The 15,346-nt window shown below is 59.6% G+C and carries 6 protein-coding genes and 3 tRNA genes; 5 read left to right on the top strand and 4 right to left on the bottom strand.

Going from position 1 to position 15,346, the window contains the following annotated elements:
• Positions 1–35 precede the first annotated feature (35 nt).
• The 4 genes from recC (at position 36) to recD (ending at position 11,784) form a co-directional block, all read left to right on the top strand.
• Positions 36–3,416, top strand: coding sequence for an exodeoxyribonuclease V subunit gamma (gene recC / locus DBY66_RS12825; protein ID WP_039379950.1), 3,381 nt, complete (start codon positions 36–38; stop codon positions 3,414–3,416).
• Positions 3,417–3,506: 90 nt separating this feature from the next.
• Positions 3,507–6,401, top strand: coding sequence for a pitrilysin (gene ptrA, locus DBY66_RS12820; protein WP_108569639.1), 2,895 nt, complete (start codon positions 3,507–3,509; stop codon positions 6,399–6,401).
• Complete coding sequence (recB, locus tag DBY66_RS12815; protein ID WP_039379945.1) at positions 6,398–9,940, top strand: exodeoxyribonuclease V subunit beta; 3,543 nt, start codon at positions 6,398–6,400, stop codon at positions 9,938–9,940. The genes ptrA and recB overlap by 4 nt, the downstream gene beginning before the upstream one ends.
• Positions 9,937–11,784, top strand: a complete 1,848-nt coding sequence (gene recD, locus DBY66_RS12810; protein WP_108569638.1) for an exodeoxyribonuclease V subunit alpha — start codon at positions 9,937–9,939, stop codon at positions 11,782–11,784. Before recB ends, recD begins: the two co-directional genes overlap by 4 nt.
• A gap of 170 nt (positions 11,785–11,954) precedes the next feature.
• Here recD and argA read toward each other — a convergent pair whose 3' ends face one another.
• Positions 11,955–13,283, bottom strand: a complete 1,329-nt coding sequence (argA, locus tag DBY66_RS12805; RefSeq protein WP_039379941.1) for an amino-acid N-acetyltransferase — start codon at positions 13,281–13,283, stop codon at positions 11,955–11,957.
• 232 nt (positions 13,284–13,515) lie between these two features.
• On the opposite strand from argA, the gene amiC reads away from it, so the two are divergent.
• A complete protein-coding gene (gene amiC / locus DBY66_RS12800) occupies positions 13,516–14,751 on the top strand; it encodes an N-acetylmuramoyl-L-alanine amidase AmiC (RefSeq protein ID WP_039379939.1) in 1,236 nt (411 codons plus the stop codon).
• An 89-nt stretch (positions 14,752–14,840) separates the two neighbouring features.
• Here amiC and DBY66_RS12795 read toward each other — a convergent pair.
• The 3 genes from DBY66_RS12795 to DBY66_RS12785 all read right to left on the bottom strand — a co-directional run bounded on the left by DBY66_RS12795 (position 14,841) and on the right by DBY66_RS12785 (position 15,173).
• A tRNA-Met gene (locus DBY66_RS12795) sits at positions 14,841–14,917 on the bottom strand.
• Positions 14,918–14,968: 51 nt separating this feature from the next.
• Positions 14,969–15,045, bottom strand: a tRNA-Met gene (locus DBY66_RS12790).
• Positions 15,046–15,096: 51 nt separating this feature from the next.
• Positions 15,097–15,173 (bottom strand) — tRNA-Met (locus tag DBY66_RS12785).
• Positions 15,174–15,346 lie beyond the last annotated feature (173 nt).

Genomic DNA, 15,346 nt, shown 5'->3' with positions numbered 1-15,346 from the left:
CAGGCTGTAGGGTACTGCTTTGTTAAAGGAGAATTATGTTCCGGGTTTACCACTCCAATCAGCTCGATCTGTTGAAAAATCTGGCAGGCATCCTGATTGAAAACCAGCCTCTCGCCGATCCTTTTGCGGCTGAACAGGTGCTGGTACAGAGCCCGGGAATGGCGCAGTGGCTGCAGATGGAGCTGGCAAACAGCTTTGGCATTGCCGCAAATATCGATTTCCCACTGCCTGCCACCTTTATCTGGAGCATGTTTGTGAAGGTGCTGCCGGGGATCCCGGAAGAGAGCGCCTTTACTAAAGCCAACATGAGCTGGAAGCTGATGCAGCGCCTGCCGGTGCTGCTGGAGCAGGAGACGTTTCAGTCGCTGCGGCTCTATCTGCAGGATGACGACGACAAGCGTAAGCTCTACCAGCTCAGCACCCGCGTCGCCGACCTCTTTGACCAGTATCTGGTCTATCGTGCTGACTGGCTCAACAGCTGGGAGCATGGTGCACTGATTGAGGGACTGGGTGACGCTCAGCAGTGGCAGGCGGCGCTCTGGCGCGATCTGGTCAGCTTTACGGAAAGCCTCGGTCAGCCGATGTGGCACCGTGCCAATCTGTACGCCCGCTTTATTGAAACGCTGGAACGGGCTGAAAGCACGCCGCCTGGCCTGCCGCCGCGCGTATTTATCTGCGGTATCTCCGCGCTGCCGCCAGTCTACCTGCAGGCGCTTGAAGCGCTGGGCCGCCATATCGATATTCATCTGCTGTTTACTAATCCCTGCCGCCACTACTGGGGGGATATTCAGGATTACGCGTTTCTGGCAAAGCTGCAGAGCCGTCAGCGCCGCCGTCTGCATTCAGAGGAGACGCTGCCGCTGTTTCGCGAACCTGAAGCCGCCTCCACGCTGTTTAACAGCAGCGGTGAACAGCAGCTGACAAACCCGCTGCTCGCCTCCTGGGGAAAGCTGGGACGCGATAACCTGTTTCTGCTCAGCCAGATGGAGTCAGCCGCCAACGATATCGATGCATTTGTCGATCTGCCTGATGACACGCTGCTGCACAACCTGCAGGCTGACCTGCTGAATCTTGACGATCGCGCGGTGATTGGTCTGAGTGCCGGAGAGCTGATGAACAGCGCAGAGAAGCGCCCTCTCGATCCGGCCGATCGCTCCATCACGCTGCAGATCTGTCACAGCGCACAGCGTGAAGTGGAGGTGTTGCAGGATCACCTGCTGGCGATGATGGAGGCCGATCCTGAGCTTAAGCCGCGCGATATCATCGTTATGGTGGCAGACATCGATAGCTATGCGCCCTTTATTCAGGCGGCATTTGCCAGCGCACCGCCGGATCGCTATCTGCCATTTGCCATTTCTGACCGTCGTGCCAGTCAGGCTCATCCGGCCATTCTGGCGCTGCTGAGCCTGCTGACGCTGCCGGAGAGTCGCTTCGCCTCAGAGGAGATCCTTGCGCTGCTGGAGGTGCCGGCGCTGGCGCAGCGTTTTTCCGTGGATGAGAGCGGGTTGCGTCTGCTGCGCCGCTGGGTCATGGAGTCCGGTATTCGCTGGGGGCTGGACGATGCCAGTATTGAAGCGCTGTCGCTGCCGGTTACCGGCCAGCACACCTGGCGTTTTGGCCTGCAGCGTATGCTGCTGGGCTATGCGCTTGAGAGCCGCAACGGTGACTGGCAGGGGATCCTGCCTTACGATGAGTCAAGCGGTCTGATCGCAGAGCTGGCGGGACATCTGGCCGAGCTGCTGATGCGGCTTGATACCTGGCGCAGCCGGCTGGCCGGTGAGCGCACGCTGGCGGAGTGGCTGCCGCTGTGCCGTGAGCTGATTGACAGCTTTTTCAGCGGAGATGCCGAAAGCGAGGCGGCGCTGCTGCTGGTAGAGACGCAGTGGAAAGAGATCATTGAACAGGGTATGGGATCTGCTTATCAGCAGCCGGTGCCGGTGACGCTGCTGCGTGATGAGCTGCGCTCACGTCTCGATCAGCAGCGCATCAGCCAGCGTTTTCTGGCAGGTCCGGTAAACTTCTGTACGCTGATGCCGATGCGCTCAATTCCCTTCAAAATCGTCTGCCTGCTGGGTATGAATGATGGCGTCTACCCGCGCACGCTGGCACCGGTAGGGTTTGACCTGATGCAGCAGCAGACGCGCAAAGGCGACCGCAGCCGGCGCGATGACGATCGCTATCTGTTCCTTGAGGCCCTGATTTCAGCCCAGCAGCAGCTCTATATCAGCTATATCGGCCGGGCGATTCAGGATAACACCGAGCGCTATCCCTCAGTACTGGTCACGGAACTGCTTGATTATCTGGGGCAGAGTTTCTGCCTGCCGGGCGATGAGCAGTGCGAGCCGGACATCAGTGAACAGCATGTACGTGAGCACTTACAAACGTTGCACAGCCGCATGCCATTTGCCGCAGAGAATTTTGCGCCTGACACTCACCGGCAGAGCTTTGCTGCCGAATGGCTGCCGGCGGCTACCGGCCGCGGCGTGGCACAGCCCGACTTCGTGCAGCCGCTGGCGGTGAAAACGCAGGAGATTGTGACGCTGGAACAGCTGCTGCGCTTCTGGCGTCATCCGGTTCGCGCCTGGTTTCAGCAGCGTCTTGGCGTCTCATTCTGGACAGAAGAGAGTGAGTTGCCCGATAGCGAGCCCTTTGCACCTGATAGCCTTGAGCGCTATCAGTTAAACGCGCAGCTGCTCAATGCGCTGGTGAACGGCGAGGATCCGCAGCAGCTCTATGCGCATCATCGCGCAGCAGGTAACCTGCCTTATGGCGCCTTTGGTGAACTTTTCTGGCAGAGCCAGACCGAAGAGATGCAGGAGGTTGCGGCGGAAGTCGCCGGAGAGCGCCTGCCGGCAGAGAGTCAGGAGGTAAATCTGCAGCTCGGTACCGTGCGGCTGACCGGCTGGCTGACGCAGGTGCAGGCTGATGGCCTGCTGCGCTGGCGGCCTGGCGTGCTGAACATGAATGACGGACTGCAGCTGTGGCTGGAGCATCTGGTCTACTGTGCGCTGGGCGGCAGCGGCGTAAGCCGGATGTATGGCCGTAAACAGAGTTGCTGGCGCTTTCATGCCGTAGCCGCCGACCGGGCGCAGTCGCTGCTGGCAGAGTATGCCGCCGCCTGCGAGCAGGGGCTGGCGCAGCCGCTGCTGCTGTTAAACAAAAGCGGCGGCGCCTGGCTGGAGGCGAGCTTCGATCGCAAAAGCGGCCAGCTGCTGGAAGATGACGCCACGCAGAAAAAGGCGCTGAATAAGCTGCTGCAGGCGTGGCAGGGCGGCTATCAGGTGCAGGGGGAGGGCAGCGATCCTTATCTCCAGCGCCTGAATCGCACGCTGAATGAGGAGATGCTGCAGGCGATTATCGCTGCAGCACGGCAGTGGTATCTGCCGGTACGTCTCGCCCATCAGGATGATAAATAGCTGCTAAGCGTCGCGCTTACGCCAGAATAATATGTTGATAAACCTGCGCGGAAAACCAGCCGCAGGGCAGAGTAAGATTAAGGGGTTTACATGCGGATTTACGCACGCTGTATCGGCGCGCTGCTGTCAGGCGCGCTGGCGCTGAATGTTTTTGCCGATACCGGACAGGGCTGGCAGCCGGTTAATGACATTATCCGCAAAAGCGATCGCGATCCGCGCAGCTATCAGGCGATTACCCTGAACAACGGTATGACGGTGCTGCTGGTTTCAGACGCTGAGGCCCCGAAGTCGCTGGCGGCGCTGACGCTGCCGATTGGCTCGCTGGACGATCCCGACCAGCAGCCCGGGCTGGCGCACTATCTGGAGCATATGGTGCTGATGGGCTCAAAACGTTACCCCCAGCCCGATAATCTTGCGGAATTTCTCAAAATGCACGGCGGCAGTCACAACGCCAGCACCGCCTCTTACCGCACCGCATTCTATCTGGAAGTGGAGAACGATGCGCTGCAGCCTGCGGCAGATCGCCTGGCGGATGCGATTGCGGAGCCGCTGCTCGATCCGGTTAACGCCGATCGCGAACGTCACGCCGTCAACGCAGAGCTGACGATGGCGCGCTCGCGGGACGGGCTGCGCATGGCGCAGGTCAGTGCTGAGACGCTGAATCCGCAGCATCCGGGTTCGCGTTTCTCCGGAGGCAACCTGGAGACGCTGAGTGATAAACCGGGCAGCAAACTGCAGCAGGCGCTGCGCGACTTCTACCGTACCCACTATTCTGCCAGCCTGATGAAAGCAGTGATTTACAGCAATAAACCGCTCTCTGAGATGGCGCAGATGGCCGCCGCCACCTTTGGGCGCGTCGCGGCACATCCGGCTAGCGTGCCGGAGATAGATGTACCGGTGGTCACCGGGGCGCAGAAAGGCATCATTATTCACTACGTGCCGGCTCAGCCGCGTAAACAGCTGAAGATTGAGTTTCGGATCGCGAACAACAGCGCCGATTTCCGCAGCAAAACCGATACGCTGATTGGCTATCTGCTGGGTAACCGCAGCGCCAATACGCTGAATGACTGGCTGCAGAAGCAGGGACTGGCCGATGGCGTGACCGCAGGGGCCGATCCGGTCACCGAGCGCAGCAGCGGCGTCTTTGCTATTTCTGTGTCGCTGACGGATAAAGGGCTGACGCAACGCGATGAAGTCGTGGCCGCCATTTTCAGCTACCTCGATATGCTGCGCCGCAACGGCATTGATAAGCGCTATTTTGACGAGGTATCGCATGTGCTGGCGCTTGATTACCGCTATCCGTCAATTACCCGTGATATGGACTACATTCAGTGGCTGGCCGACACCATGCTGCGTGTGCCGGTCGCGCACACGCTGGATGCGCCTTACCTTGCCGATCGCTTCGATCCTGCAGCGGTAGCGGCACGCCTTGGTGAGATGACGCCGCAAAATGCCCGCATCTGGTATATCAGCCCGCAGGAGCCGCACAATCAGCAGGCCTACTTTGTTAATGCGCCGTATCAGGTTGATAAAATCAGCGCCGCGCAGTACAGCGACTGGCAGCAGCGTGCAGCGCATATCACGCTCTCTTTGCCCGCGCTCAATCCCTATATTCCCACTGACTTTTCACTGATTGCACGCGACGGGAAAAACTACACGCATCCGATTGTGCTCAGTAATGACGCGGCAATGCGTATTTTATGGATGCCGAGCCGGTTCTATCCTGACGAGCCAAAAGCGGCGATTACCCTGGCGCTACGCAATAAGGCAGCGATCGGCGACGCGCGTCAGCAGGTGCTGTTTGGTCTGAATGATTATCTCTCCAGCCAGGCGCTGGATGAGCTCAACTCGCAGGCGTCGGTGGGTGGCATCAGTTTCTCCGTGGGAGAAGATGATGGCCTGGTGTTTAACGCCAGCGGATTTACCCAGCGTTTGCCGCAGCTGCTGCAGGAGCTGGTCGCCGGTTACAGCAGCTTCCGTCCGGATGAAGCGCAGCTCGCTCAGGCTAAATCCTGGTATCGCGACCGTCTGGATGCGGCTGAAAAAGGCAAAGCGTTTGAACAGGCGATCCAGCCGATGCAGATGCTGTCGCAGCTGCCCTATACCCAGCGCGACGAACGCCGCCGGTTGCTGCCGGAGATCACGCTGCAGGAGGTGATCGCCTGGCGTGACGCGCTGCTGCATCAGTCGACACCAGAGATGCTGGCGGTGGGTAATCTCTCAGCAAAAGAGACGGAAGCGCTTGGCGTGGCCCTGAAAGCGCAGCTGCAGAGCAGCGGAGAGGCACCGTGGCGCAGTGACTATGTTGTGGTGGATAAACCGATCAAGGCGAACCTGCAGCAGGCGGGAAGCAGCAGCGATTCCGCGCTGGCGGCGCTCTATGTGCCTGTCGGGTATGATGAATATCAGAGCATGGCCGCCAGTACGCTGCTGAGTCAGATTATCCAGCCGTGGTTTTATAACCAGCTGCGCACGGAAGAGCAGCTGGGCTATGCCGTCTTTACCTATCAGATGCCGATAGGCCGCCAGTGGGGCATCGGTTTTCTGCTGCAGAGCAACAGCCGGCAGCCCGCGTTCCTGCTGCAGCGCTTCCAGGCATTCTATCCGCAGGCAGAACAGCGGCTGCGCAGCATGAAGCCCGAGACCTTTGCGCAGTACCAGCAGGCGATGATCAATGAGCTGAAACAGCGTCCTCAGACGCTGGAGGAGGAAGCCAATCGCTACAGTCGTGACTTCAGCCGTCAGAACTATGCGTTCGATACGCGAGAGAAAGTGATTGCGCAGGTGCAGCAGCTGACGCCGGCGCAGCTGGCCACTTTCTTCCGGCAGGCGATCCGGCAGCAGGGAATGGCGATGATTTCCCAGATCAGCGGTACGCAGGAGAGCGCACCGCAGGCAGATTACGCAGCGCTACCTGGCTTTACCACCTGGGCGGCGCTGGCGCAGCTGCAGCAGTCGCTGCCGGTTAAGAGTGATACGCCATGAGTCAGCGTGCTGAATCCCTCAATCCGCTGACGCTGCCGCTGCGCGGCGAGCGCCTGATTGAGGCCTCTGCCGGTACGGGTAAAACCTTTACCATCGGCCTGCTTTATCTGCGTCTGCTGCTGGGGCTGGGCGAAGAGAACGCTTATAGTCGCCCGCTCTCGGTAGAAGAGATTCTGGTGGTGACGTTCACCGAAGCGGCGACGGCAGAGCTGCGCGGTCGTATCCGCGCGAATATCCACGCGCTGCGGCTCGCCTGTATTCGCGGCGTCAGCAGCGATGCGATGCTGACCGCACTGCTGCAGGCGATCCCGCAGCGGGAAGAGGCCGCCTCGCTGCTGCTGGCGGCGGAAAGACAGATGGATGAAGCCGCTATTTTCACCATCCACGGCTTCTGCCAGCGTATGCTCAATCTTAACGCGTTTGAGTCCGGCATGCTGTTTGAACAGCAGCTGATTGAAGATGAGCATCCGCTCCTGCGTCAGGCAACGGCTGATTTCTGGCGGCGTCACTGCTATCCGCTGACGCTGGATATCGCGCGCGTGATTGTCACCGAATGGCTGGGGCCGGAACAGCTGCTGGCTACCCTGCGCCCGTGGCTGCAGGGAGAGTCGCCCTCGCTGCGGCTGCCGCCGGATGACCAGGAGACGCTTGCGTCGCGGCATGCACGTAATATGGCGCGCATCGCGGAGATCAAAGCGCAGTGGCGAACGCTGGGTGATGACGTGCAGACGCTGGTTGAGCAGTCGGGCGTGGATAAGCGCAGCTACAGCAGCAAACATCTGCCCGCCTGGGTCAGTAAAGTGAGCCAGTGGGCCCATAGCGACAGCAGTGATTACCAGGTTCCGCCCGAGCTGGCACGCTTCGGGCAGCGGATACTGGATGAGAAAACCAAAAAAGGCGACGCCCCGCGGCACGCGCTGTTCAGCGCAATTGACGCGTTTCTGGCTGAACCGCTGTCGCTGCGTGATGTGGTCATTGCTCGGGCGCTGACCGAAGTGCGTGAGGCGGTGCATAAACAGAAGCGGCTGCAGGCGCTGCTGGGCTTTGACGATCTGCTGAGCCGGCTTGATGATGCGCTGCAGCAGGCGGGCGGCGCGCAGCTGGCGCAGCTGATCCGGCAGCGCTACCCGGTGGCGCTGATCGATGAATTTCAGGATACCGATCCGCAGCAGTACCGGATTTTCCGTACGCTCTATATGCATCAGCCTGAACATGCGCTACTGCTGATAGGCGATCCCAAACAGGCGATCTACGCTTTCCGCGGGGCGGATATTTTTACCTATATCCGGGCGCGTAATGAAATTGCGGCGCACTATACGCTGGACACTAACTGGCGCTCGTCACCCGCGATGGTAGAGAGCGTAAACCAGCTTTTCTCGCGCTTGCCGGCTCCCTTTCTGTTTGCTGAAATTCCGTTTTTGCCGGTGCAGTTTGCGCCGCCTAACCAGGCGCTGTCGCTAAAGGCAGAGGGCAGAGAGCAGCCCGCGCTGCGCTTCTGGCTGCAGCCCGGCAGCGGTGCCAGCGTCAGCGAATATCAGCAGCAAATGGCAAAGCAGTGCGCAATGGATATCAGCCGCTGGCTGCAGGCGGGGCAGCAGGGCGAGGCGATGCTGGGAAAAGGGCCGGCGCTGCGGCCCGTACAGGCATCGGATATCACGGTGCTGGTGCGCAGCCGCAACGAAGCGAATCAGATCCGCGAAGCGCTGGCGCAGCTCGCGATCCCCTCAGTCTATCTCTCTAACCGCGACAGCGTTTACACGACACCGGAAGCGCGCGAGCTGCTCTGGCTGCTGCGCGCTATTCTGGCTCCGGAACAGGAGCGGATGCTGCGTACGGCGCTGGCGACTTCGCTGTTCGCGCTGGATGCGGCTCAGCTGGATGCGCTCGATCGCGATGCGCGCGGCTGGGACACGCTGGTAGATACCTTTGCGCGCTGGCAGCGCCTCTGGCATCAGCGCGGTGTGTTGCCAATGCTGCGGGAAATTATGCTGGAGCGCCAGCTGGCCGAAAATATGCTGGCGTCGGAAAATGGCGAGCGCCGCCTGACCGATCTGCTGCATCTGGGGGAGCTGCTGCAGGAAGCGGCATCGCAGCTTGACAGCCCGCATGCGCTGGTACGTTATCTGGCACAGCAGATAGCGCGGCCCGACAGTCAGTCGGCCAGCCAGCAGCTGCGACTGGAGAGCGACCGCCATCTGGTGCAGATCGTCACCATCCATAAATCGAAAGGGCTGCAGTATCCGCTGGTCTGGCTGCCGTTTGCAGCCGGGTTCCGTGAAGCAGATATTGCGCTTTACCACGACCGCGATAATTTCAGCGCGGTGCTGGATTTGCAGGGCGATGAGCAGAGCCTGGCGCTGGCGGAACAGGAGCGACTGGCAGAAGATCTTCGCCTGCTTTATGTTGCGCTGACGCGCTCTGTGTATCACTGCAGCATCGGCGTGGCGCCGCTGTTTCGCGGCGCGCGCAAAAAAGAAGGCGAGAGCGACCTGCATAAAAGTGCGCTGGGCTATCTGCTGCAGCGCGGCGAAGCGGCGACGGCAGAGCAGCTCGGCGCGCTGCTGGAAGCGCTGAACGGCGAAGGGTGCGAGGTGGTGATGGCCGATCGTGCTGAAGCCGCACGCTGGCAGGTGCAGGCTGGCGTACGCGACGATCTGCATGCACGCGCGATATCGCGCCAGCTGGCTGAATCGTGGCGCGTGACCAGCTATTCAGGGCTGCAGCAGCACAGCGCGCATCGCCTGCTGGAGGTGGTGCCCCACTTCGACCTGGAAGCGGCGGGTGAAGAGCAGCAGGCGGCGACCGAAGAGGTTGTGCTGACGCCACATCATTTTCCGCGCGGTGCCGCACCGGGTACGTTTCTGCATGAGCTGTTTGAGTCGATCGACTTTACCCAGCCGCCAGGGACGGAGCTGCTGGAGCAGCATCTGCAGCAGAACGGCTACCCGCTGCACTGGCAGCCGGTGCTGAGCAGCTGGATTGAGCGGGTTGTGACTACGCCGCTTAATGCGCAGCAGATCCGGCTGGCTGACGTGGCCGCACGCGACCGCCTGATTGAGATGGAGTTTTATCTGCCTATCAGCGCTCTGCTTACCGCTCCCGCGCTGGACCGGCTGATGCGCCAGCATGACCCGCTCTCTGCGCAGGCGCCCGCACTTAACTTCAGTCAGGTGCAGGGCATGCTCAAAGGCTTTATCGACCTGGTGTTTCGCCGGGACGGAAAATATTACCTGCTGGATTATAAATCCAACTGGCTGGGGGAGAGTCATGAAGCCTATACCCCGGATGCCATGGCACAGGCGATGATTGACCATCGCTACGATTTGCAGTATCAGCTCTATACGCTGGCGCTGCACCGGTTTCTGCAGCACCGGCTGCCCGATTACGACTATGAGCAGCATATGGGCGGCGTGTTTTATCTGTTTTTGCGCGGTATGGATGGCAGTTCGCCTGATAATGGCGTCTTTTTCACCCGTCCTGCCGCTGAATTTGTCACACAACTTGATAGCCTGTTTCGCGGGCAGGGAGAGGATGCATGAGCGATATCACTACGCTATTAAAGCAGGCAACAGAGCTGCGGCTGCTGCGCCCGCTGGACGTGCAGTTTGCTCAGCTGATAGCCACCAGCGATGAACCCGCCCGCTTACTGGCTGCTGCCTGTCTCAGCGCTGAAGCGGGAGAAGGGCATGTCTGCCTGCCGCTGGCCCAGCTTAACCGCGAGCAGCTGTTTCGCGGCCGTCATCCCGAACTGGCGCAGGCGATCTGGCAGGCAGCAGGCGATCCGCACGACTGGCACAGCCTGCTGGCGGGCTGGGATGCGCTCAGCTCCCGCGATCGCGCGGCCCCTGTTGTACTGAGCGACGACCGGCTCTATCTGCATCGCTTATGGCATCATGAAGGTGACGTGGCGCGCTTTTTCCATCCTCAGGCTGCGCCGCAGCCGTTTGCCCCGGAGCAGGTACGCAGCGTGCTGGATGCGTTGTTTGGCACCGCGCCGGATGACTGGCAGAAGATTGCCGCTGCTGTCGCATTAACGCAGAAGACCGCGGTGATTTCCGGCGGGCCGGGCACCGGCAAAACCACCACCGTGGCAAAACTGCTGGCGGCGCTGATCCGCCTGAGCGACGGCGCGCTGCGCATTCAGCTGGCGGCCCCAACCGGCAAAGCGGCGGCGCGCCTGACGGAGTCACTGGGAAAAGCGCTGCAGCAGCTGGCGGTCAGCGAGCAGGAGCGCCAGCGCTTTCCGGAGGAGGCCACCACGCTGCATCGCCTGCTGGGCGCACAGCCTGAAACGCAGCGTTTGCGTCACCATGCCGGTAATCCGCTGCATCTCGATGTGCTGGTGGTGGATGAAGCTTCCATGGTGGATCTCGGCATGATGGCCAGCCTGATTGCCGCGCTGCCATCGCAGGCGCGGGTAATTTTTCTCGGCGACCGCGACCAGCTTGCCTCCGTAGAGGCGGGAGCGGTACTGGGCGATATCTGTCGCTGTGCGGAGGCGGGCTACAGTCCGGTGCGCGCCACGCAGCTGACGCTGATGACCGGCTGTGAGATCGGCGGCAGTAATGAAACCGCAGCACCCGCGGTGCGCGATGCGATCTGCCTGCTGCGTAAAAGCTACCGTTTTGATGCCGGCTCCGGCATCGGCCAGCTGGCAGCAGCCGTTAACGCCGGTGATGCGCAGGCGGTGGAGCGCGCCTTTCAGAGCAATTTCAGCGATATTGCGCGTGCGCCGCTAAACAGCGGTGAAGCGTATCAGCGAATGCTGAATGAGATTGGTGCTGGTTATCGGGACTTTCTGCAGCAGGTAGCTGAGGATGCCGCGCCGGCTGATATCCTCGCCTCTTTCGGCCGCTATCAGCTGCTGTGCGCGCTGCGCGAAGGGCCGTTTGGCGTGGAAGGACTCAATCAGCGTATTGAGCAGAAGCTGATACAGCTGCAGCTGATCCGTCGCCCCGCAGGCGGCAGCCGCTGGTATCCGGGACGGCCGGTAATGGTCACGCGCAATGACAGCGCGCTGGGCCTGTTTAACGGCGATATCGGTATCACGCTGACAGACGAGGAGGGCGTGCTGAAGGTCTTCTTCCCGCTGCCGGACGGGACCATCAAAGCAGTCCAGCCGAGCCGACTGCCGGCACACGATACCGCCTGGGCCATGACGGTGCACAAGTCGCAGGGTTCGGAGTTTGAGCACACCGCGCTGGTGATGCCGGCCCAGTTTTTACCGGTGCTGACGCGGGAGTTAATTTATACCGCGATTACGCGTGCCCGCAGGCAGCTGACGCTCTACAGTGATGAAAACATTTTCCGTCGCGCAGTCCAGCTGCGCACGCAGCGCCGCAGCGGCCTGCTGTCACGGCTTGGCGCGACGTCTGACGCGTAAAGCTTCGTACAGGATAATCGCGCCCCTACGTGCTCCTGTAGGGGCCGCATTAATGCGGCCCTGGGGGAAAATAACGCGGCCCGGAATTTCCCGTGCGGCCAGGGCGCCATAAATGGCGCCCCTACAGGATCACGCAGGGGCCGCATTTATGCGGCCCTGGAATACGTGGCTTATTTTAAATCTGCCATCAGTACCTTTGAACGACGCTGATAGTTATACATCTGCTGCTTGCTCTCTGGCAGCGACTCAATATCTACTGGCGTAAAGCCCCGCTCCTGAAACCAGTGAATGCTGCGTGTGGTGAGCACAAACAGCTTTTTTAGCCCCATCTGCCGCGCCTGTAGCGCCACGCGATCCAGCAGCAGCTCGCCGCGCGATGAGCTGCGATAGTCGGGATGTACTGCCACACACGCCATTTCGCCAATCTGCTCATCCGGGAACGGGTAGAGCGCGGCACAGGCGATGGTCATATTATCGCGCTGGATGATGGTAAACTTATCGATCTCCATCTCCAGCTGTTCACGCGAGCGCCGTACCAGAATACCCTGCTGCTCCAGCGGACGGATCAGTTCCAGGATGCCGCCAATATCGTTGATGTTGGCGCGCCGGATCTGCTCGGCAGATTCCATAACAATCTGTGTACCGATACCGTCGCGTGAGAAGAGCTCCTGCAGCAGTGCGCCATCCTCCTGATAGCTGATCAGATGGCTGCGGCGCACGCCGCTGCGACACGCTTTCACCGCGCCGCGCAGAAAGCGCACCGTACCGGACAGAAAATCGCCGTCGCTCTCCATCTCATCAATGCGCGCCTGCGCATCACCGGGAAACAGCTCTGAAATAATTGTGCCAGCGCGATCGGTCACGCCCTGCTCGGAGCAGAAGCCAATCATCTTCTCTGCCTTGAGCTTGATGGCGAGCTGCGTGGCAACCTCTTCTGAGGTGAGATTAAAGCTTTCGCCGGTTACAGAGACGGCGACCGGGCCGAGCAGTACAATCGCGTTATTATCCAGCTGGCGGTGAATCGCCTCTTCATCAATACGGCGAATGCGTCCGCTGTGACAGTAGTCAACGCCATCATCCACGCCCAGCGGCTGGGCAATGATAAAGTTACCGCTGACGACATTAATATGCGCGCCCTGCAGCGGCGTGTTGTTAAGGCTCATCGACAAACGCGCCGTAATATCAAGCTGCAGACGGCCCGCCGCCTGCTTTACCAGCTCCAGCGATTGCGCATCGGTCACGCGGGTGTGTTTGTGATAGAGAGGCTCCAGCTGCTGCTGCGCCATGCTGGCATCAATCTGCGGACGTGCGCCATAGACCACCACCAGACGGATGCCCAGGCTATGCAGCAGGCCAATATCGTTAACGATACTGGAGAAGTTTTCATGCTCAATGGCTTCGCCGCCCAGCATGATGACAAACGTCTTGTTGCGATGGGCATTAATATAGGGAACGGTATGGCGAAAACCCTGAACCAGCTCGGTACTGCGTTCCTTCACGGTGCACCCTCTGTGAATGGTTATTCGTAATTAGTGTATTTTTATTCTGTTTTTCGCCGTATTGCAAGCGTTGCGCCTGACGTTACTTTACGATTTTTCAGATGCATCCGTTGATAACAGCCTGCATTATCTGGCTTTTCCGACGAGACAAGCGTTGCCAGATTGGATAAAGTTTTCGCTTTCTGAGCGTCGGCTGACGCAGATTTATCCATAACACAGTAGTTGGAGTGGCATGTCCCAGGCTTTTTCCCGAAGACGGTTATTACAAGGTGCCGGTGCGCTATGGCTACTTAGCGTAACGCGTACCGGGCTGGCAGCGAGTCAGCACATTGTTGCGGTACGCATCTGGCCTTCATCAACGTACTCCCGCGTCACGCTGGAGTCGAATATCCCGCTGCACTACAAGCAGTTTGCGTTGAGCAACCCTGAACGCCTGGTCATTGATATCAAAAATCTGCATATCAATCCGGCGCTGAAAGGCATCAATAAGCTGGTGCGCACAGACGATCCCTTTATCAAAACGGCCCGGGTCGGGCAGTTTGATCCGCACACGGTGCGGATTGTGCTGGAGCTGAAGCGTAACGTCGCACCAAAAACCTTTACCCTGGCGCCCGTGGCCGGTATCAAAAACCGGCTGGTGGTGGATCTGTATCCCAGTCAGGCATCGCACGCCGACGATCCGCTGCTGGCGCTGCTCAACGATTACAACAAAGGCGATCTGGAGCGCGATCAGCCTGCGCAGGCACCGTTGCCGGGTAAGGCGGGGCGCGATCGTCCGATCATTATCATGATCGATCCCGGACACGGCGGCGAAGATCCCGGTGCGCACGGCAAATACAAAACGCGTGAAAAGGATATTGTGCTGAAGATTGGTCGCTACCTGCGGGCATTGATCGATAAAGAGCACAATATGAAAGCCTACATGACGCGTAACGAAGATGTGTTTATTCCACTGCGCGTGCGGGTGGCAAAAGCGCGCAAGCAGCGTGCCGATCTGTTTGTTTCGATTCATGCCGATGCGTTTACCAGCCGGGCAGCGCGTGGCTCTTCGGTATTCGCGCTCTCCACGCGCGGCGCGACCTCTGCCGCAGCCCGTTTCCTGGCACAGACGCAGAACGAAGCCGATCTGATTGGCGGCGTCAGCATGAGCGGCGATCGCTATCTCGACCACACGATGTTCGATATGGTGCAGCGTCAGACCATCAGTGACAGCCTGAAATTTGGCAAAGAGGTACTGGCGCGCATGGGGCACATCAACCATCTGCATAAGCGTACGGTTGATCAGGCGGGTTTTGCCGTGCTGAAAGCGCCCGATATCCCGTCAATTCTGGTTGAGACGGCGTTTATCAGTAACGTGGAGGAGGAGCGCAAGCTGCGAACCGCACGCTATCAGCATCAGGTGGCCGAAGCGATTTTTCACGGTATCAAAGCCTATTTTGATAAAGGCGGCGTGCTGGCACGGCGGTAAGGGCAGGGCGGCAGCGATGCCGCTTTTTTCCGGCGGCAGAAACAAAAAAACACCCGTTAAGGTGTTTTATGTTTCTTCATCAGAAGAATTGGTTGCGGGGGCCGGATTCGAACCGACGACCTTCGGGTTATGAGCCCGACGAGCTACCAGGCTGCTCCACCCCGCGTCCGTCTGTCGCACTGAGCGACGTTTCACATTGTATTCTTCTTAAGACAATTGGTTGCGGAGGCCGGATTTGAACCGACGACCTTCGGGTTATGAGCCCGACGAGCTACCAGGCTGCTCCACCCCGCGTCCGTCTGTCGCCTGAGCGACACTTCATATTGTCTTTTCATTAAGAAGAATTGGTTGCGGGGGCCGGATTTGAACCGACGACCTTCGGGTTATGAGCCCGACGAGCTACCAGGCTGCTCCACCCCGCGTCCGTGGATGCGCACTATACACCTGGCGCGTGACGATGCAACCCCTTTTTGCGCTTAACGGGTGAAATCCATAAGCAGTTGCTGAATAATGTCGCATCCGGATGAAAAAACGTACAGATGTGAAGGCGGTGGCGGGTGGCAGATTTCATTATGACCAGGGCTTTGCTATCGTC

The sequence above is a fragment of the Pantoea sp. RIT413 genome, assembly GCF_003057675.2.
Taxonomy (GTDB): domain Bacteria; phylum Pseudomonadota; class Gammaproteobacteria; order Enterobacterales; family Enterobacteriaceae; genus Pantoea; species Pantoea eucrina.
This window is presented reverse-complemented; position numbering and strand designations above follow the sequence as displayed.

Coding starts and splice junctions, on each gene's coding strand:
- ptrA (WP_108569639.1), top strand. CDS start 3,507: ATGCGGATTTACGCACGCTGTATCGGCGCGCTGCTGTCAGGCGCGCTG.
- recC (WP_039379950.1), top strand. CDS start 36: ATGTTCCGGGTTTACCACTCCAATCAGCTCGATCTGTTGAAAAATCTG.
- recD (WP_108569638.1), top strand. CDS start 9,937: ATGAGCGATATCACTACGCTATTAAAGCAGGCAACAGAGCTGCGGCTG.
- recB (WP_039379945.1), top strand. CDS start 6,398: ATGAGTCAGCGTGCTGAATCCCTCAATCCGCTGACGCTGCCGCTGCGC.
- amiC (WP_039379939.1), top strand. CDS start 13,516: ATGTCCCAGGCTTTTTCCCGAAGACGGTTATTACAAGGTGCCGGTGCG.